At 64.5% G+C, this 19,691-nt stretch carries 15 protein-coding genes; 6 read left to right on the forward strand and 9 right to left on the reverse strand.

Going from position 1 to position 19,691, the window contains the following annotated elements; genetic code table 11:
- Window positions 1–245: 245 nt before the first annotated feature.
- On the reverse strand, window positions 246–5,870 hold the full coding sequence (uvrA, locus tag THIMADRAFT_RS11840; protein WP_007193276.1) for an excinuclease ABC subunit UvrA: 5,625 nt from the start codon (window positions 5,868–5,870) through the stop codon (window positions 246–248).
- A 44-nt stretch (window positions 5,871–5,914) separates the two neighbouring features.
- Entirely contained in the window at window positions 5,915–7,024 is a 1,110-nt protein-coding gene (locus THIMADRAFT_RS11845) for a GGDEF domain-containing protein (RefSeq protein WP_007193277.1), read from the reverse strand.
- Window positions 7,025–7,347: 323 nt separating this feature from the next.
- On the opposite strand from THIMADRAFT_RS11845, the gene THIMADRAFT_RS27115 reads away from it, so the two are divergent.
- Complete coding sequence (locus tag THIMADRAFT_RS27115; protein ID WP_007193278.1) at window positions 7,348–7,509, forward strand: hypothetical protein; 162 nt, start codon at window positions 7,348–7,350, stop codon at window positions 7,507–7,509.
- Between the two features lie 190 nt (window positions 7,510–7,699).
- Here THIMADRAFT_RS27115 and THIMADRAFT_RS11850 read toward each other — a convergent pair whose 3' ends face one another.
- Window positions 7,700–9,310, reverse strand: coding sequence for an RNA-binding domain-containing protein (locus THIMADRAFT_RS11850; RefSeq protein WP_007193279.1), 1,611 nt, complete (start codon window positions 9,308–9,310; stop codon window positions 7,700–7,702).
- 187 nt (window positions 9,311–9,497) lie between these two features.
- Between THIMADRAFT_RS11850 and THIMADRAFT_RS11855 the strand changes: the two genes are divergently transcribed.
- Window positions 9,498–9,965, forward strand: a complete 468-nt coding sequence (locus tag THIMADRAFT_RS11855) for a PH domain-containing protein (RefSeq protein ID WP_007193280.1) — start codon at window positions 9,498–9,500, stop codon at window positions 9,963–9,965.
- 184 nt (window positions 9,966–10,149) lie between these two features.
- Here THIMADRAFT_RS11855 and THIMADRAFT_RS11860 read toward each other — a convergent pair whose 3' ends face one another.
- Entirely contained in the window at window positions 10,150–11,640 is a 1,491-nt protein-coding gene (locus tag THIMADRAFT_RS11860; RefSeq protein WP_007193281.1) for a leucyl aminopeptidase, read from the reverse strand.
- A 254-nt stretch (window positions 11,641–11,894) separates the two neighbouring features.
- Here THIMADRAFT_RS11860 and lptG point away from each other — a divergent pair, with 254 nt between their 5' ends.
- Window positions 11,895–12,959, forward strand: coding sequence for an LPS export ABC transporter permease LptG (gene lptG, locus THIMADRAFT_RS11865; protein WP_040731235.1), 1,065 nt, complete (start codon window positions 11,895–11,897; stop codon window positions 12,957–12,959).
- Window positions 12,960–13,111: 152 nt separating this feature from the next.
- Here the strand turns inward: lptG and THIMADRAFT_RS11870 are convergent, their stop codons facing one another.
- Window positions 13,112–13,576 carry an RDD family protein gene (locus THIMADRAFT_RS11870; RefSeq protein WP_007193283.1) on the reverse strand — a complete coding sequence of 155 codons (465 nt, stop codon included), beginning with the start codon at window positions 13,574–13,576 and terminating at the stop codon, window positions 13,112–13,114.
- A 137-nt stretch (window positions 13,577–13,713) separates the two neighbouring features.
- On the opposite strand from THIMADRAFT_RS11870, the gene THIMADRAFT_RS11875 reads away from it, so the two are divergent.
- The 3 genes from THIMADRAFT_RS11875 (at window position 13,714) to THIMADRAFT_RS11885 (ending at window position 17,996) form a co-directional block, all read left to right on the forward strand.
- Complete coding sequence (locus THIMADRAFT_RS11875) at window positions 13,714–16,314, forward strand: PAS domain-containing sensor histidine kinase (protein ID WP_007193284.1); 2,601 nt, start codon at window positions 13,714–13,716, stop codon at window positions 16,312–16,314.
- Window positions 16,311–16,937 (forward strand): response regulator FixJ, encoded by a 627-nt coding sequence (gene fixJ, locus THIMADRAFT_RS11880; protein WP_007193285.1) that lies wholly within the window; start codon window positions 16,311–16,313, stop codon window positions 16,935–16,937. Before THIMADRAFT_RS11875 ends, fixJ begins: the two co-directional genes overlap by 4 nt.
- A gap of 75 nt (window positions 16,938–17,012) precedes the next feature.
- Window positions 17,013–17,996, forward strand: a complete 984-nt coding sequence (locus THIMADRAFT_RS11885; RefSeq protein ID WP_007193286.1) for an aldolase catalytic domain-containing protein — start codon at window positions 17,013–17,015, stop codon at window positions 17,994–17,996.
- Window positions 17,997–18,097: 101 nt separating this feature from the next.
- Here the strand turns inward: THIMADRAFT_RS11885 and THIMADRAFT_RS27900 are convergent, their stop codons facing one another.
- From THIMADRAFT_RS27900 to THIMADRAFT_RS11905, 4 genes are read right to left on the reverse strand one after another with little or no spacing between them, the layout of a single operon-like run.
- Window positions 18,098–18,571: a nucleotidyltransferase domain-containing protein gene (locus THIMADRAFT_RS27900; RefSeq protein WP_007193287.1), complete on the reverse strand. Its 474-nt coding sequence runs from the start codon at window positions 18,569–18,571 to the stop codon at window positions 18,098–18,100.
- A 22-nt stretch (window positions 18,572–18,593) separates the two neighbouring features.
- Window positions 18,594–18,986 (reverse strand): HEPN domain-containing protein, encoded by a 393-nt coding sequence (locus THIMADRAFT_RS11895; protein WP_007193288.1) that lies wholly within the window; start codon window positions 18,984–18,986, stop codon window positions 18,594–18,596.
- Window positions 18,983–19,306 (reverse strand): nucleotidyltransferase family protein, encoded by a 324-nt coding sequence (locus THIMADRAFT_RS28240; RefSeq protein WP_007193289.1) that lies wholly within the window; start codon window positions 19,304–19,306, stop codon window positions 18,983–18,985. The genes THIMADRAFT_RS11895 and THIMADRAFT_RS28240 overlap by 4 nt, the downstream gene beginning before the upstream one ends.
- Window positions 19,307–19,363: 57 nt before the next feature.
- Window positions 19,364–19,690, reverse strand: a complete 327-nt coding sequence (locus tag THIMADRAFT_RS11905; RefSeq protein ID WP_007193290.1) for a nucleotidyltransferase domain-containing protein — start codon at window positions 19,688–19,690, stop codon at window positions 19,364–19,366.
- Window position 19,691: the final 1 nt, after the last annotated feature.

A 19,691-nucleotide genomic window follows, 5' to 3' on the forward strand; every position in this document is an offset into this window, starting at 1 on the left:
TTGCGAGGCTAATTGAGCGAGGTCACGATTCTGGTGCGGGGCGGCCGGTTTTCAGGTTAGCAGCGCGGAGTTCACGGACCGCCGGGATGCATGACGAAGATTGGTGAGCGGCAAGCCGGGGGCGAGCCGGAAACCCGATCTGTAGTGATTCGGATCGGAGTGAATGGGGTGCAGTGCTCGCCCTTTACCGATCACGGCATGGTTGTTCAGCGGCGATGTGTCCCTGACGATTGTTCTCGCGTCTGCTACTGCGACGAGCCTGCGGGCCCGGTGGACCGAAGATGCTCACGCAACGCACAGGAGGTCGGCAGCTCGTCGGCGGCGGCGATCGTCTCGGGCGTCCCTTCGGCGACGACCCGACCGCCCGCGTCGCCTGCTTCCGGCCCCAGGTCGATGATCCAGTCGGCCTCGGCCATGAGGTCGAGATTGTGCTCGATGACCAGGACCGAATGGCCTGCATCGACCAGTCGGTGTAGGACGCCGAGCAGGCGCTCGACATCGGCCATGTGCAGACCGACGGTCGGCTCGTCCAGGACATACAGGGTCGGGCGGGGGTGGCGTTGGGCCTTGATCGCGTCCGGGCCGGGCCCCTGGTCGCGCGTCGGTGTCGACCGGGCCTTGGTGAGCTCCGTGACCAGCTTGATGCGCTGGGCCTCGCCGCCCGAGAGCGTGGGGCTGGGCTGACCGAGCTGCAGATAGCCGAGCCCGACGTCGCGGAGCAAGGCGAGCGGGTGATGGATCGCGCGATGGGCGCTGAAGACATCCACGGCCTCGTCGACGCTCAAGCGCAAGACCTGTCCGATATCGAGTCCTTGGTAGCGCACCTCGCGCGTCTCGCGGTCGAAACGGCTGCCGCCGCAGACCTCGCAGGTCATGCGCACATCCGGCAGGAAGCTCATCTCGAGCTTCTGGACCCCCTGACCTTCGCAGGCGCTGCAACGTCCGCCGCTGGTGTTGAAGGAGAAGCGTGCCGGTCCCCAGCCGAGGATGCGGGCCTCCGACGTGGCGGCGAAGAGGCGGCGGATCGGGTCCCAGAAACCGACGTAGGTGGCGGGGCAGGAGCGCGGTGTCTTGCCGATCGGTGTCTGGTCGACCTCCAGGACGCGGGCGAGGCCCTGCCAACCGGTCAGGCGTTTGCAGCCGACCAAGGTGCCCTTGCCGAGGCGCGCTCCCGTCTTGCCCTCCTGCGCGAGCAGATTGCGCAGGCTCTTGACCAGGACCTCGCGCACCAGTGTCGACTTGCCCGAGCCCGAGACGCCCGTGATGCAGACTAGCCGGGCGAGCGGGACGCGCACCTCGATGTCATGAAGGTTGTGCCGGCGGGCACCCGAGATCAGGAGCCAGTCGTCGCCCTTGCCGGTCGCACGGGCCGGTCGCGAGCGTTCGCGCGGGCGTGCGAGGCAGCGCCCGGTGACGGAGGCCGGATCTTGCATCAGCTCCAGCGCGGTGCCGCGGGCGATGATCTCGCCGCCGCGCGTGCCGGCGCCCGGCCCGAGATCGATGACCTCGTCGGCGCGGCGGATGGTTTCCTCGTCGTGCTCGACCACCAGGATGGTGTTGCCCTTGGCCTGTAGCCGGTCGAGCCCGTTCAGGAGCAGGCGGTTGTCGCGCGGGTGCAGGCCGATGGTGGGTTCGTCGAGGATGTAGCAGACACCGCGCAGATTGGAGCCGAGCTGCGCGGCGAGCCGGATGCGTTGGGCCTCGCCGCCGGAGAGCGTGGGCGCGGCCCGGTCCAGCCTGAGATAGCCGAGCCCGACCTCGGCGAGGAAGGCGAGCCGCTCGCGGACCTCGGCGAGCAGGTCATGTGCGATGGCGCTCTCGCGTGTGTCCAGATGTAGGCGGGCGACGAAGGCCCCGGCCTGCTCCACGGTCAGGGCCGAGAGATCCGCGATCGAGCGCTCGCGAAAGCGCACGGCGAGCGCCTGCGGGTTGAGGCGTGCGCCCTGGCAGCTCGGGCAGGGGGTTGCTTCGATGGTGTCGGGCTCCTGCCACTGGTCCTCTTCGCCCGACTGCTCCGCATCGAAGCCGCGCAGCGCCAGTCCGGTCCCGAAACAGTCGCCGCACCAGCCTTGCTTCGAGTTGAAGCTGAACAGGCGCGGGTCCGGCTCGGGCAGGGCGATCCCGCAGCTCGGGCAGGCACGCCGGGTCGAGTAGGGCGTCTCGGCGCCCCAGGTCCCGTCGGCAACCTCCACGACACGGAGCGCTCCCTTGCCGAGATCCAGGGCCTGGTCCAGGAGTGCGCGCAGCGCCTTCTCCTGCTCCGCGCGGATCGCGATCTCCCCGACCGGCAGGTCGATGCTGTGCTCGCGATAGCGGTCGAGCCGGGGCCAGTCGCGGGTCTCGACCGGCTCGCCGTCGACCCGCAGCACGAACCAGCCGTGTCGCGCGGCCCATTCGGCGAGCTCCTTGTAGATGCCTTTGCGGGCGATGACCAAGGGGGCCATCAGCGCGACCTGCTTGCCCGCATGATCGTGCTGGATCCGCTCCAGGATAGCGTCCCGGCTCATCGGCTCGATGGGCACGGCGCAGGTCGGGCAGGTCTGGATCCCGAGCCGGACGTAGAGCAGACGCAGATAGTGGTGGATCTCGGTGAGCGTGCCGACCGTGCTCTTGGCCCCGCCGCGACTGGTGCGCTGCTCGATGGCGACGGTGGGCGGGATGCCGAGCACGGCATCGACATCCGGCCGCGCGGCGGGCTGGACGAATTGGCGGGCGTAGGCGTTCAAGGACTCCAGGAAGCGCCGCTGGCCCTCGGCAAAGAGGATGTCGAAGGCGAGCGTGCTCTTGCCGCTGCCCGAGACGCCGGTAATGACGGTGAAGCTGTCGCGCGCGATCGTGAGGGACAGGTCTTTGAGGTTGTGCTCGCGGGCGTGGATGACCGAGATGACGCCGTCGCTGGCGATCGGGGTCTCGACGGCGTCCGTCATGAAGCCGGGCGACGGGGCTTCGGCGATGGCGGTTGCCGGAGCTCTTGCGCGCGAGAGTTCGCGCAGGTGCTCGGCCAAGGCCCGTCCCGTGTGGCTCGTTGGATGGGCGGCGATCTGCTCGGGCGTACCGCAGCAGACCAACTCGCCGCCCGCCTCGCCGCCCTCGGGTCCAAGGTCGATCAGCCAGTCCGCGGCGCCGATCAGGTCGAGATTGTGCTCGATGACGAGCAGCGAATGGCCCTTGTCGAGCAGGCGCCGGAAGGCGTTCAGCAGGATCGCAACGTCGGCGAAGTGCAGCCCCGTCGTCGGCTCGTCGAGGAGGAAGAGCAGGCCGCCGTCGCGCGCCTTGCCCCTGCCGGACTTGGCCAGATGACCGGCGAGCTTTAGACGCTGGGCCTCGCCGCCCGAGAGTGTCGGCACCGGTTGACCGAGCCTCAGATACCCGAGGCCGACCGCGAGCAAGGGCTCCAGCGCGCGTTTGAGATCGGCGTCCCCGGCGAAGCAGGCGAGTGCCTCGGTCGCCGTCATCTCCAGAACATCGGCGATGGAGCGTCCGGGCTCGCCGGGCCGGGCGACGATCTCGACCTCCAGCACGGGCGCGCGATAACGCCGGCCGTTGCAGTCCGGACAGCGCAGATAGACATCGGCGAGGAACTGCATCTCGAGATGCTCGTAGCCGTTGCCGCCGCAGGTCGGGCAGCGTCCGGTGCCGCTGTTGAAGCTGAAGGTGCCGGCCGTGTAGCCGCGCTCCTTGGCGAGCGGCAGCGCGGCGAAGCGTTTGCGAAGCACGTCGAGCGCGCCGACATAGCTTGCGGGGTTGGAGCGCGAGGTCCGGCCGATGCTCGATTGATCGAGCAACACGACATCGGCGATCAGGTGATCTCCGTCGATCCCGGCGTGCTCCCCCGGCGGTTCGTCGGGATGGCCCTTGCGCTGGCAGAGTGCGTTGTAGAGGACATCCTGCGCCAGGGTCGATTTGCCGGACCCAGAGACGCCCGTGATCACCACGAGGCGATGCAGCGGGATCTCGACATCGATCCCCTTGAGGTTGTGGGCGCGGGCGCCCTGGATCTGGATGCCCGGGCCGTCGGGCGGCAGCGGATTGGACGGGTGGCCGGCGGCGACCTGTCGCCGGCCTGCCAGATAGTCGCCGGTGAGTGATCCGGGCGTTCGGATCAGGTCAGCCGGAGGCCCTTCGAACAGGATGCGCCCGCCCTGTTCGCCGGGTCCGGGACCGATGTCGATGATTCGATCCGCGGCCCGCATCACCTGCGGGTCGTGCTCGACGACCACCAGCGTGTTGCCCTGGTCGCGCAGGCGTCGCAGGATGGCGACCACTCGGTCCATGTCGCGCGGGTGCAGGCCGATGCTGGGCTCGTCCAGCACGAAGAGCGCGTTGACCAGTGTGCTGCCGAGCGCCGTGGTCAGGTTGATGCGCTGCACCTCGCCGCCCGAGAGGGTGCGCGACTGGCGATCCAGGGTGAGATAGCCGAGCCCGACCTCGCACAGATAACGCAGGCGCGAGCGAATGCCGTCGATCAGCAGGTCCAGGGCCGGATCCAGCGGCAGCGCGTCGCAGAAATCGCGGCAGACGCTCAGGGGCAAGCGCATCAGGTCATGGATGCAGAGGCCGGGCAGGGTATGCCAGGTCGCCTCGTCCATGCCGATGCGTGCGTGCCGGAAGCGGCGTTCGGGCGGCAGCGCCCGATCCGCAAGCGTCCTGTCCCCCACGCGCCAATCCAGCGCCTCGTCGGTCAGTCTGGCCCCGTTGCAGGCCGTGCAGACATCGTAGGCGCGATAGCGCGAGAGCAGCACGCGCACATGCATCTTGTAGCTGCGCCCTTCGAGCCAGGCGAAAAAGCGGCGCAACCCGTACCAAACACCGGCCTCCCACTCGCCTTCGCCCTCGATGACCCAGGCGCGATCGGCATCCGTGAGGTCGCGCCAGGGCAGATCGGTCGGGATGCCGCGGCGATGCGCGAAGCCCATCAGGTCTTCTTGGACCTCCGAATAACTGTCGGACTGGATGGGCTTGATGGCGCCTTCGAGCAAAGATTTCGACGGATCCGGCACGACCAGCGACCAGTCGATCCCGATGGTGCGCCCGAAACCCCGACAGGTCGGGCAGGCGCCGACGGGCGAGTTGAAGGAGAAGCGGCTCGGCGTCGGGTCCGCATAGGCGATATCGCAGTCGGCGCAATGCAGATCGGCCGAGAAGCGCCAGGGCGGGCCGGGCTGACGCTCCGCGTCGAGCGGATAGACCCGCACGCGCCCGTGACCGCGGGCCAGCGCGGTCTCCAGGGCCTCGATCGCGCGACCGCGATGTGTGGCGCTCAGACGCAGCCGGTCTTGAATCACCTCGATGGCGGTCGCGTCCTCCGCCAGGATCCGGACGTAGCCCTGTTGGGCGAGCAGTGTCTTGACCGCCTCGACATCCAGGGATGCCGGCACGGGTACGCTGAACGCGATCGAGATGTTTCGGTCGGCGGCCTCGGGCAGGGCGATCAGATGCTCCCAGATCCCTTCGGGCGTATCGCGCCGGACCTCCCGGCCGCAGCCCCGACAGAAGAGCCGGGCGGTGCGGGCGAAGAGGAGCTTCAGGTGATCGTTCAGCTCCGTCATGGTGCCGACGGTAGAGCGCGAGGTGCGCACCGGATTGGTCTGATCGATCGCGATCGCGGGCGGGATGCCCTCGATGCGATCGGCCGCCGGGCGGTCCATCCGGTCGAGGAACTGGCGCGCGTAGGGCGAGAAGGTCTCGACATAGCGCCGCTGGCCCTCGGCGTAGAGCGTGTCGAAGGCGAGCGAGGACTTGCCGGAGCCCGAGACCCCGGTGACGACGATCAGCTCGTTGAGGGGTAGGTCGAGATCGATGTCCTTGAGGTTGTTCTGGCGGACCCCGCGCAGCCGGATCCGATCCCCTTGCCGATTTGGCTCTCGCATTGGCGTCTTGGCTCGATCTGACTCTCGGGGTTCAACGGATGTCCTCAGGACAAAGGCGTTCGAGGGACGTCCGGATCCTCGTGCGGGACGCGGGCCGTCTCGGAGATCTCGCTGAATGCGAAGACACGGTTGCGTCCGGCGCGCTTGCTGGCATAAAGCGCCTCGTCGGCGCGGACCATGAGGTCATCGACCTCGGTGGCCACGCTCGGATAGGTGGCGTAGCCGATACTGACCGTCGTGGTGACCGGATCCTTGCCGGTATCGATCAACGTGCTGGCCACCATCATGCGGATCCGCTCTCCGGCCTCGCGCGCCGCCTGCTCCGTGGTGTCCGGCAGCAGCAGGATGAACTCGTCGCCGCCGTAGCGTGCGACCAGATCCGCACTGCGGACGCTCCGGCGGATCCCTTCGGCCACGGCGCGGATGACCTGGTTGCCGACGCTGTGCCCGTAGCGATCGTTGACCTCCTTCAGGTTGTCCGCGTCCACCATCATGAGACCGAACGGGCGTTCACGCATCACGGCGGAGTCTCTGTGACGGTTGAGCGCGACCGAGAAGGCGCGCATGTTCGGTAGCCCGGTGAGCTCGTCGGTCTCGGAGAGGCGTTGCACGAAGCTGCGCGAAAAACTCATGTCCGAGGCGATCAGCGAGGTGACATAGGCGACCAAGGCGACGGGCGCGAACAGCAGCATCAGACGGCTGAAGGTCGAATAGGCGAAGAGCTCGCTTCCCGCGACCGTATAGGCGGCCAGCAGATAGAAGCTGGCGATGAGGGCTACTTCGAGGAGCGTGATCAGCTTGCCGAGCGTGAGGGCGCTGAAGACGATGACCAGCAGGAAGAGGCTGACAAGCGGGCTGTCGACCTTGCCCGTGTGCCAGACCACGAAGGCGGTGAAGGCCAACATGGCCCAGGTTTCGATCGAGAGCTTCCAACGCGCCGGCAGGGTGAAGAGATTCAGGTAACGAAAGCCCAAGATGAAGACGGCGAAGACGGCGATCGCTGCGGCGATGCCCAGGGTCTGCTCGACAGGCTCCTCCGGGAGCACCAGATAGACCAGCACGAGCACCAATAGGAGCCATTCGATCTCCGCCAGGGTTCGATTGAATCCCCGCAGCTCGATGGGGTCGGGCAAGTCGACATCCTTCTTCTTCATGTCCGAAGGCTCCGGTGGCGGCTCGTGGTTCGCGATGGTTGCAAGGTGTCTATTCTAAGCCGATCCGGACGCTGCCTTCTTCGGCGCACCGCACATGTCGTTCCTCCCGCCTAGACCGCTCGGGTGCGGACCTGCATGGACGGGTCGATCGCAAGGGCGATGCGATTCCCCTGAAAACTCGATTGTCATTTCGCCTCGGTGCACGCTTGTTCGAGCCTTGTGCCCGATTCGGATGCCCCTAGATTACTCGACGTCGGGCCAATCGAGCTGACCGCTCGCGAAGCCCCACCATCCCAACCCAAGTCAAACGAGGAATCTCGACCATGTCCATGCGCCTCTCCACCCTCGCGACCGCCGCCCTCCTCGGTGCCATGCTCGTCGCCGGCTCCCTCATGACCGCACACGCCGGCGACGGTTGCACCAAGGACAAGAATAAGGACGCAGGAACCTCGACGGCCTTCCCGACCCAAATCCGGCAGCTCTGAACCGCGTCCGGAGCAGTAAAGGCCGGTCGGGGCGCGATCACTCTCGTCCCGACCGGCGAAGACGGCGATACGCAGTTTGGAGATCTTCGTCTTTAAGAAACCTTGAACCGTGTCGCTCCGGCATCACAATCGCGTCACGACACTCAAGCAAACCTCCACCCGCGCAAACCCTGCCGACCGGCGGTTCAAGTTAGAACCGACCGCGGATGTACTTGAGCGCACGACTGATCGGCAGATCGATGTTCGACGGCCCGTTGCGAATGATGAATAGCTCGCGACCCTTGTCGTCTCTTAGAAAGGCGGGCGTGTCCGCTCGATCGCACTCCACCGCTCCCACGCGCAGACCATCCAGGTCGTAGAGATCGAATCGCACGAACCGCGCGTACTCGGCCCCGATATGGTGGTTGAGCAGGTTCTTGAAGTGTAGTCTGCACTTGTCCTCGTTCTCGAACTTGTCGGCCTCCAATCCCAGCACCGTCCCGTCGTCGGATACCCCGAGCAGCAGAATCCCGCCTTCCGAGTTCAGAAAGGCCGCGACGGCCTTCAGCCAAGCCATCTCGATCTCCCGACCCGTCACCTTGCTGTGCAGGTTCATGCGCATGGTGGATTTAAACTCCAGATGCGTACTCTCGCCCGTGGCAATCAGCTCGCGCAGATCGTCCTCGGCGCGGCGCCGGTCGATGCTGAGCTTGGGCATGTCGCGCAGTTGGCGGTGGTACTTGCGGACCACCAGCGTCGTCATCCCCAAGCTGGCCATCAGGATACCGAGCACGGTGAGGGCGACGATATGCCAGCGGCTCCTGAGAATCGCAAGGGTCTCGGAGACAGGCAGTACGACGCCGGCCCAGCCGCCCGACAGATCCTCGGTCAGCGGTCTGAAGCCGCCCCACCATTGAACGCCCGAGCTGGTAAAGCGGATCAGGTCATGCGCCGGTCGGTCCGCCAGGTTCCAGGCCGACACGGCGTCGAAGACCAGGGTTCCGCCGGGCGTCAGATGGCCCGAGAAGAAGCCGCTTGCCTGCTCCGCATCCGCTGGCCCCGCGCTGTCCTCGGGGACATAGACGCCGCCGGCACCGCTGAACAGAAAGCCTCGTCCTTCGGCGGCGATGGCGTGTCGCTCGATGCTCTCCACGATCGTTTGAATGGTGACGTCCAGTGCGGTGACGCGCAGCTGTCCCGGCTGCATCCAACCCACGGATGCCGTGAGTCCGGGGACCTGGGTCGACTCGAAGACATAGGGTCGGGTCCAGAGCAAGGTGCCCGGCCGATCGGCCGCAGCGGTGAACCAGGGTCGGGTGCGCGGGTCGTAATCGCTTGTCTCCTCAAGCGTCTCCAACGGGCGCAGCTCGGCGTCCCGGCGCGTGATTCGCACCGTCTGTACTGTTTCGGGATCCCGCAGTTGGGTCATCCATCCGTCGCCGTCGCGCTCCAGGAAATATTCGGCACCGTCGGCCGACGCATCGATCGCACCTGCGATCTGGCCCATGTGCGCGAGGATCGGGGAGAACCGTTGATTCAAGGCGCCCTCGTCGGCAGGGGTCAGACCGGCAGCGGCGAGACCGTCCCGAATGATCAGCAGCTGCTGCTCGACGGGTACCATGAGGCCACGCACCTCGTCGCGCACCAACGCGGTTGCGGCCTCGATGCGGTTCTCGGCGACATCCTCCTTGATGAGGTTGATCAGGAGGATATTGATGGCCACCAACAGGCCGACGGTCAGGAGCACCAGCAGCACGAGGTCGCGAAGGAGCCGCGAGCGAACGGGACCCGAGGAGGTCCGCAGCAGTGAGAAGGGTGTCATGAAGAGGCTTGTCGTCCTGAGCGGCGGTGTGGCGTCCGGGGTCCGGCGACACGCAATCGCGCGAAATATCCCGTTGCACTGGGTATAGTAGCCCCGCCCGCACGGGGTGACCGCGTTCTCAGGTCGTGCGGGACACGGCGACGAGACATGTCGACCGATCCTCCAGGCAAGAAGACAGGAGATGCCGATGTCCGAGATTCATTACGACGCTCACCCCTCGATGTTGCGGATTCGTCCCTTTTCAACCCCATTGATGGTTATCCTTTTGGTGGCGGGGATCCTGTTTGCCGTCATGGGCACGGCATTGATCCCGGTTCCACTGCCCGAGCCGCTCGACGAGCGGATCGTCGAGATCGCGGGCCTTGTTGTCGCCGGACTCGCCTTGCTGCAGCTGTGCATCTGGTGGTTGGCCACCCGATCCGACCATCTCGTGATCCGCGACGACGAGCTGGTCTGGACCCATGGCCTGCTCAGTAAGAACTACACCGAAATCAAGCTCTCGTCGGTCCGCACGGTGCGACTCCACCAAAGCCTATTGCAACGCATCCTGAATGCCGGCGATATCAAGATCTATACCTCCGGGGACGCTCCGGAGCTGGTCGTTCGCGGCCTGCCGAACCCGAATCACCTGCGCGAGCTCATCAAACGCGTCTGAACCGCGTCCGGGGTTCATGCGCGGTTTGGACCGATTTCAGGCGTCGAGGTCACCGGCGACGTTTTCCCTGACGCGGTTCAGAATAGTAAAAAGATAAAATTCTGAACGGCGTCTGCTGTGTCGGTGGTTGATTGTCCGGGGGCCGGCTTTGAGCGACAAGGTCGCATACACCGCCGGACGCCGTTCAGCTGCGCTTGAGCAGGAGCTGTGTCAGCAAGGCGACCGGTCGTCCGGTCGCGCCTTTCTCCTTGCCGCTCAACCAGGCGGTGCCGGCGATATCCAGATGCGCCCAGCGGTAGGCCTTGGTGTAGCGCGCGAGGAAGCACGCGGCGGTGACGGCACCGGCCTCGCGGCCTCCGACGTTGGCCATGTCGGCGAAGTTGGTGTCGAGCTGCTGCTGGTAGTCGTCCCACAAGGGCATGCGCCAAGCGCGGTCGGCGGCGGCTTGGCCGGCCGCGACGATCTCTTCGGCGAGATGATCGTCGGTGGTGAAGAGGCCGGAGGCATGTTTGCCGAGGGCGATCACGCAGGCGCCGGTGAGTGTGGCCAGATCGATCACCAGCTCCGGGTCGAAGCGCTCGCTGTAGGTGAGGGCGTCGCAGAGGATAAGTCGGCCTTCGGCATCGGTGTTGAGGACCTCGATCGTCTGGCCGGACATGCTGGTGACGATGTCGCCGGGTTTGTTGGCGTCGCCGTCGGGCATGTTCTCGGAGGAGGGCACGACACCGACCAGATTGATCGGCAGGCCCAGCTCGCAGGCCGCGAGCACGGTCCCGAAGACGCCCGCACCGCCGCACATGTCGTACTTCATCTCGTCCATGTCGGCAGCGGGCTTGATCGAGATGCCGCCGGTGTCGAAGGTGAGCCCCTTGCCGACCAGCACCACCGGTTTGGCGTCGGGCTCGCCGCCGCGGTAGTGCATGACGATCAGCTTCGCCGGTTGGCGACTCCCGCGCGAGACCGAGAGGAGGGCGCCCATCTTGAGCTCCTCCATGTCGGCCTCTTCGAGGATCTCGGTCTCCAGGTGCTCGTAGCGCTCGCCGAGCTCGACCGCCTTCTCGGCCAGATAGGTCGGGGTGCAGATGTTGCCGGGTAGGTTGCCCAACTCCTTGGACAGGGCCATGCCGGCCGCGATGGCGCTGCCGTGTCGGATCGCCTGCTCGGCGCTCTGCGCGTCGGCCGTCTCGGAGAGCCAGACGTCGAGCCGCTTCAGCGGCGTCCTGGGTGCCTGTTTGTCGTCCTTTTTCGTCAGGGTGTAGCGATAGGTCTTGTCCTCGGCGGTCGTCACCAGGTCGCGCACGGCCGCATAGAGGTCGAGCCCGTCGGGACCGAGCGCGTGCAAGGTGCAGAGTGCTGCCCCCGCATGGGTCTGCTGGAGTGCTGCGACGGCGCCGACCAGTGCCTTGCGATAGTTGTCGCGCCCGAAGTCCTTGTGTTTTCCGCAGCCGACCACGAGAACCCGCTCGCTGGCCAGGCCGGGCAGATCATAGAGCATGAGGGTGCCGCCGACGCGACCATCCATGTCGCCCTTCTTCAGGAGCTCGGACAGGCGCCCGCCGGTAGCGAGATCAAGCGTGGCGGATGGCCCGGCGAGCTTGCGCCCCTCGAAGATCCCGATCAGGATACAGGGCGTCTTGAGTTGAGCGATCTCGCCGGTCTTGATTCTGAATTCCATCGTCGGACTCCTCTTGGAGGGCCAGGGTGAGAGCAGTTTCCGGGCCGGTCGGTCGCGACGTGGCGCGCTGCCGACGGTGGACCCTTCACGGATCTGGTGCTTTTGATGTCGAATAGCGAGTCTACCGGAAGAAACCGCTCGGTCGAAGCCCGCACGCTCGAGCCGCTCGGACGGGATGCGCCGGTCGCGTATTGCCGATGGGTTTCCGTTGCGCGGGCGCGCGTCGCCGGGGTCGCGATGGTCGGTTGGACGTCATGATGATCCTCGAGCGCTATCTTGCGGGCGCTGTCGTCGGGGGCACGCTGCTGACGCTTGCGGTTCTATTGCCGCTTCTGGGCTTTTTTATCCTCGCCGACGAGATCGATGCCGTCGGGGTCGACGGCTATGCCTTGGCGGATGCGCTGGTGTTCATGGCGCTGAGCCTGCCGCGCTATGCCTACCAGGTCTTCCCGATCGCGACACTCATCGGCGCCCTGATCGGCCTCGGGGCCTTGGCAAGCCGCTCCGAGCTGGTCGCGATGCGGGCCGCCGGCTTCTCGATCGCACGGATCATTCGCGCCGGCCTGCTCGGCGGTGTGCTGCTGGCGGCGCTTGCGGTGGTCGTCGGGGAGGTCATCGCACCGGTTGCGGAGCAGCGTGGCCTGGAGCTGCGCCGCCAGGCGCTCTCCGGAGACGTCACGCAGCAGACCCCTTACGGCTTTTGGGCCATCGACGGTCGTGCCTACGTCAACATCCGCGAGATCGCCTCCCCGACGCGTCTGCGCGACATCTTCATCTATCAGGTGGACGCGGATGCAGGCTCTCTGGTCGCCACCCACGCGGCCGGTGCGCGCTACGGCGATGCCGGTTGGGTTCTGGAAGACATCGCGCGCAGCCGCGTGAGCGCGGCCGGTGTCGAGGTGGAGCGCACGGAGCGGGCCGAATGGGGCTCGATGCTGGATCCGGGGCTGCTCAAGGTGGTCGTCGTAGATCCGCAGGTGCTGCCCGTCTGGGGGCTCTACAAATACATCCGCTTCATGACGCTCAACAAGCAGGATGCCGGACCCTACGAGGTGGCCTTTTGGGGCAAGGTGCTGCATCCGGTGCTGACGCTGTCGATGATCTTCGTGGCGATTCCCATCATCCTCGGCTCCGCGCGCACGACCGGACTGGGTCCGCGCATCTTCGTCGGTGTCCTGGTCGGTATCCTCTACTATCTGGTCAGCCGGACCTTTGCATTCGTCGCGCTGCTGTTCGGGTTGGATCCGCTTGTCGCGGCGATCATGCCGCCGCTGTTGTTCATCACCGGGGCTTTGTTGCTGCTGCGTCGGGTGGGCTAGCGGAGGAGTGCAGAGGTTACGAGACCGCCCGAGATCGTTTTACGTTGTCGTACTCGTATCGATAGTCGATATACGACAACGACAACGACAACGACAACGACAACGACAACGAACGGTCTCGACACATCTGCCGTGCTGCACCAGAGACAGCATCAGGGTTTATTTCCGGATCTCAGGAGCATGACCAGCCGAGTCTGCGATTGACGGTCGTGCCAGGCCAGACCATCTCGGTCGATCAGGCTCCACCAGAGGCCGAGTCCGGCAGGCAAGAGGCTCAACGCGGCCCAGCCGAAGCGTTTGAGTGCATCGCCCGTGTTCAGGTTTTCTCCGTCGTCGCGGATGACCCGGAACCTCCATGCGCGCATGCCGAGTGTCTGACCCCCGTGGGTCCAGAAGTAGACGTAGAACCCGCAGATCACGATCGCCAGGTAGATCTGCATCAGGGCAAGATGAAGCGGTTGCTCGTTCGGGGAGGTGCCGGTCAGGCTGGTATAGGGGATCACGACCAACATGACCGCGAACATCAGAACGCCGAGCAGGAGCACGCTGTCATAGAGCAGTGCCCCGATACGGCGAAGCAGGGAAGGGGTCTTGGCAAGACTGATATCGAGGTCCATGGTGTCCTTGAAGCGCGCCCGGCGCGGTATGCGATGTTGTTGGATTTTTCACTGAAACCGCGTCGAGGAAAAGGCTTCACATGGACGCGAGGCCGGCCCTGACTCAACGTTGTTTCCTACACTGCGGACGCGGTTTCATGCGGCTCTCCGTCAAATCAATCCTGTTCGTCCTGTTGCGGCGCGTACCCATGCCCGTGATCGCGATCCTGGTCGGCCTTGCCGTGGGACTTGCGGTGTGGGGGCTTCTGGATCAGGTCCAGAGCCGTCAGGTCGACAAGATCTTCGAGCAGGAGCTCCAAGCGCAGCTCGATCAGCGCGCACGCGAGAGCCTGATCCGCTTCGACCGTTATCTTTCCAACTACGGCGCAACCACGCGTTTGCTCGCCAACCATCGGCGCCTCTCCGAGTATCTGGAGCCGCTGTTTTGGTTCGAGGACGATGATGCCGTGCCGGTCGTCTACAAGGAGTTTCGCCCGCATTGGCTCCCGGATTTCTTCGAGCGCGAGGCGCTGAGCGCCCCGAGTCATGTCCTGTTGACCGACCCGCAGGGTCGGATTCGGGAGGTCTTTCAGTCCGGGAACGACCCGCTGCCCGAGGAGATTGCGACCCGAATCCCCACGCGCTTGCTCAACGCGCGCGACGTGCGTTCGGTCATCGAGCGGTTCGACGACAAACTCTACTTGGTCGGCAGCGATGCTGTCGAGGACGCCGGCGGCTACGCGATGGGGCATCTGGTGGTCTTGGTGCCCGTCGACGATGCCTTTCTGGCGTCCTCCCAACGCGGCGTCTATGTCGGGCGTGCCGCGGTGGCCTTGGTGGACGGGGCCGACCAGCGGATCGTCGCGAGCGTCGACTCCGAGATGCTGACACCGGGAACTCTGCTCTCGGACTGGTCCGGGAGCTACCTGGTGACCTCTCAGTCCATGGCGGAGTACGAGGGTGCCGACTCGAACGTCTTGTTTGCGACCTTTGTCCCGCATGCCGCGGTCGAGAAGATGTCGCGCCATGTCCGCATTTTCGAGCGCCGGCAGCGCGGGATCGCCGCCGTGGTCTACATCCTGGTGTTTACCGCGGTCATCTATCTGGTCTCGTCCCGACTAAATGCCGTGCTGAAACGCATGACGCGGTTCTCCCAACGGGCGCTCGGTATCCCGGAACCCGGGTTTCATCGCGGCGGCAATCAGTTGCTCCTGCTCGAGGAATGGATCCAGCATTTCACCCAACTGGTGCTCAAGGCGCGCGAGGAGATGAGCATCAAGCATCAGGCCGAGATGCGCGAGAGCGAGGCGCTCAAAGCGGCCGTCATGGAGGCGTCGCTGGATGCGATCGTGACGCTCGACCACGGCGGTCGGATCATCGAGCTCAATCCGTCGGCCGAGCGCGTGCTCGGGCTCGACCGCGGCGAGGCCACGGGCAGCGTCTTTGCCGAACGTTTTCTTCCCGAGATCGCGCGGCCGGCCTTTCAGCGTCTTCTCGATCGCTCGCGCCACCTGCATCGCGAGCCCCAAGGACGGGGCGAGCTCGTCGCGATGCGCTCGGATCGCTCGGAGATCCCGGTGGAGATCTCCATCGTGCCGATCGACCTGGAGTCCGAGCGCTTCTACACGCTCTATATCCACGATATTACGGCGCGCAAGCAAGCCGAGCGCGAGATCAAGAGTCTTGCCCGATTCGCCAGCGAGAGCCCGAACCCGATCCTGCGCGTGACGGGCGAGGGTCTGATCGTGTATGCCAATCGAGCCAGTCGCCCCCTGCTGCAGGCCTGGGGTGCCGACCCGGGCGAGCCCCTGCCGGAGGATTGGCGCGCGGAGATCGCCGTCGCGCTCGAAAGCGGCGAGCCCCAAGAGCGCGAGCAGGAGGTTGCGGGCCAGGTCTACTCGCTGCTGTTCGCACCCATCCGGGATCTCGGTTACCTCAACATCTATGCCCGCGACATCACCGCGGTGCGCCGCGCCGAGCAGGAGGCTCGCCAGCATCAGGCCGAGCTGGTGCATGTGTGCCGACTCAGCACCATGGGCGAGATGGCGACCGGCATGGCGCATGAGCTCAATCAGCCGCTCTCGGCGATCGTGAACTATGCCAACGGCTGCTCGCGCCGCTTGCAAAGCGCAAGCTCGAAAACCGAAGATCTGGTCGGCGCCATGGGACAGATCACGGTGCAGGCGCAACGCGCGAGCGAGATCATTCGGCGCTTGCGTGCCCTGGTCGGCAAGCAGCCGCCGATCCGCACCGATGCCGATCTCAATCATCTCGTGCGCGAGGTGTGCTCCTTCGTCGAGTTCGAGACCACCCGGCTGGCACTGCAGATCGAGGTGGATCCCGGCGCGCATCCGATCCCGGTCAATGTCGACCTGGTCCAGATCGAGCAAGTGCTGTTGAACCTGGTCCGCAACGCGATCGACGCCCTGCAGGAGGCGCCCGAGGAGCGTCGTCGTCTGCGTATTCGGACCCAGGTGGAGGGAGATCAGGCCATCGTCGAGGTCGAAGATACCGGCCCCGGCATCACCGCAGAGCGCATCCTCCATCTCTTCCATCCCTTTTTTACGACGAAGGAGGGCGGCATGGGCATGGGCTTGGCGATCAGCCAGACCATCGTGGAGAATCACGACGGCCGTATCTGGGCCGAATCCGAGCCCGGAAAGGGTTCGATCTTTTACGTCTCGCTGCCCCTTGCGCAGGCCGATGGGCCCGACGAGACGGCCGCCAGCGAATCCGAGCTCTTGGAGAGCCTGACATGACCACCGACGCAACCGTTTTCGTCGTCGACGACGACCAAGCCATGCGAACCTCTCTGCAGTGGCTGATCGAGTCGACCGGGATGTCGGTCCAGACCTACGAGTCGGCCGACGTCTTTCTCGCCAGCTACTATCCGGGGCGTGCGGGCTGCCTGCTGCTCGATGTGCGGATGCCGGGGATGAGCGGTCTGGAGCTGCAGAGCTATCTGGCGCGCGAGGGATATCGTCTACCGGTGATCCTGATCACCGGGCACGGCGACGTGTCGATGGCCGTGAAGGCGATGAAGGCGGGGGCGGTCGACTTCATCGAGAAGCCGTTTCACGACGAAGACCTGCTGCGCAGCATTCGGCGTGCACTCGAGGATGATCAGAGGCAGCGTGCCGGTCAGGCGGCGCGTGCCGATATCGCTGCACGACTCGCCGAGCTCACGCCCCGCGAGCACGAGGTCATGGCGATGGTCACTGACGGCAAGTCGAACAAAGACATCGCCGCGGCACTCGGCGTGAGCGCCAAGACGGTCGAGGCCCATCGCGCCCGGGTGATGGAAAAGATGCGGGCCGACTCCCTTGCGGAGCTGGTCCGGATGGCCTTGATCGCGGGGGCGGACGGGCCCGCCGTGCGCTGAGATCGGAGGGGTTTGCTCAGAAGGCGCCCGAGCGTCAAAATGGCCGATCTTCAATGATTCTCCGGAGCATGTTTGATGTCCGAAAAGGCCCCCTGGATTACCTTCCGGCCCGAGCTTAAGGTGCTCGATTGCACCGTTCGCGACGGGGGGCTCGTCAACGCCCACCGGTTCGGCGATGACTTCGTCGCGGCGCTGTACCACGCCTGTATCGACGCCGGCATCGACTACATGGAGATCGGTTACAAGAACTCCCCGCGGGTCTTCCCGACGGACAAGTTCGGTCCCTGGCGCCACTGCGACGAGGCCGATCTGCGTCGCGTGGTCGGCGATCACGATCCCGAGGCCACCGGACTCAAGCTTGCCGTAATGGCCGATGCCGGCAAGAGCGATTGGCAAACCCAGATCCAGCCGGCGAGCGAGAGCGTTCTCTCGATGATCCGCGTCGCCTTCTACGCCCATCAGGTGTCCGAGGCGGTCGATATGATCCGCCACGCAACCGAGCTCGGGTACGAGACCACCGCAAACCTGATGGCGGTTTCCAATATCACCGAGACCGAGATCGATACCGTGCTCGAGGCCATCGCCGAGACGCCGGCCAGCACCATGGTGATCGTCGACAGCTTCGGCTATCTCTACCGCGAGCAGATCGACCGGCTCTACCGCAAATACACCGCGGCCCTGGAAGGGACCGGCATGGAGATCGGCATCCACGCCCACAACAACCTCCAATTGGCATTCGCCAACACGATCGAGGCCATCATCCTGGGCTGTAACCGGGTCGACTCCACGATCTTCGGCTTCGGCCGCGGTGCCGGAAACTGCCATACCGAGCTGCTGCTCGGTTTCCTGCGCAACCCCAAGTTCAACGTCCGCCCGATCATCGACGTCATCCAAAACCAAATGTTGCCGCTGCGCAAGGAGCTGGATTGGGGCCCGTCGGTCCCCTACAACATCACCGGGCAGCTCAATCAACACCCGCGCTCCGCGATCGAGTGGCGCGAGGGCGCGACCCCGGATGACTATCTGACGTTTTACGACAAGGTCGTTTCGGAGATTTGAGGGTTAAGGGTTAAGGGTTAAGGGTTAAGGGTTAAGGGTTAAGGGTTAAGGGTTAAGGGTTAAGGGTTAAGGGTTAAGGGTTAAGGGTTAAGGGTTAAGGGTTAAGGGTTAAGGGTGGTTTGGTGGCGTTGGTAGAATATTTTTCCTGTGCGTTCTATTTGGGCTTTTAGGCCGGGGTGGTCGATTTGGTCGAAGATGGAGAGATCGACTTGGTAGGGGATCGGCGACTCGTCGAGATGGGTGGCGATTCCGCCCAGGGTGTCGAGATCGAGGTCTTGACCGATCAAGGTGAGGTCGATGTCGGAGGCGATCCGGTGGTGTCCCCCACTGTTGGACGGGGCATTCGTCCCTTCCGAACCATTTTTTTGGGCATAGCCGAGGCGTCGGGTGAGTTGTCGTTCGCTGAAGGCATGGATCAGCGGAACCCGGTTACCGGGGAGACAGGCGAGGGTCCGCAGCAGATGCTCGGGGCGGGCGTAGGCGAAGAGCGCCACCGGAACCAGAGACGGGGCACTCCCGAAAGCGTTGCAAGATGGTACATCGTTCGTGTTGCGAGCAGCCAGGGCTTGTGCCATTGGTAACACCGATCGGCGAGAATTACCCGGTCTGGGTCTGTGATTGAATATAACGTTCGATTGCCTCGAGCATGCGTCTTGCATCCTTGACATTTCTGTTTGCTTCTTCTGCACTCACCAATCCCGACAAGTCGTAATCGCCACTTTGCCGGTCTTCGAACAGTCGCGTCAGTATTGCCGTAAACTCGATAGGAAAGAGACCTGTCCGCACGAAATCCTTATTAAATCTTCCAATGGACTGAGCGTGAGAAGAAAAAGCATTGCCGTGCGAAAGATGCAAGGCGCTAATGGCATGAAAGGCGGCGTAGTAGGCACGCGATGCCGCGTCATCCCAGGCACCGTTCGCCGCGAGCATTTCAGCGACGCGTAGTTTTTCGGCGGCTTTGTGCAGGACCGCATCGATTTGCGGCCTCACAACCGCCGTCCCTCACGCTCGATATTGAGGGCCAGCGGAGTGCCCTGCCGCTGCTCCCACTCGGCTTCGCTCCTGACAAGGGACGTTACCAAGACACCGTAGCGAGCGATCAAATCCACTTCGATGTCGAGAATCGTCGCGCGAATTTCCGGAGAGCGCGCATCAACAATCACCAACATGTCATAGTCGGAATTTACGCGAGCGTCGCCTCGAGCACGCGAACCAAAAAGGCGGAGTTCCTTGAGGTGCGCACCCAGCCTTTTGCGGACTTCGCGTGCGAACAGGGATGGTATGGCTTCAGGGGCCGTCGGGACGGACATATGAATTTGGAAGGGTTAAAGGTTAAAGGTTAAAGGTTAAAGGTTAAAGGTTAAGGGTTAAGGGTTAAGGGTGGTTTGGTGGCGTTGGTAGAATATTTTTCCTGTGCGTTTTATGTGGGCTTTTAGGCCTGGGTGGTCGATTTGGTCGAAGATTGAGAGATCGACTTGGTAGGGGATCGGCGACTCGTCGAGCTGGGCGGCGATTCTGCCAAGGGTGTCGAGATCGAGGCCGTGACCGATCAAGGTGAGGTCGATGTCGGAGCCTGGCCGGTGATTGCCCTTCGCACCTGACCCGTAGATGAGCGCTTTGTCCACAGCAGGCACCTTGGCCAGAATCTCGCGGATGATGCGGGTGGTGGTCTGTGGCAAGCCAAATTCAAGCATG

The organism is Thiocapsa marina 5811 (genome assembly GCF_000223985.1).
GTDB lineage: Bacteria > Pseudomonadota > Gammaproteobacteria > Chromatiales > Chromatiaceae > Thiocapsa > Thiocapsa marina.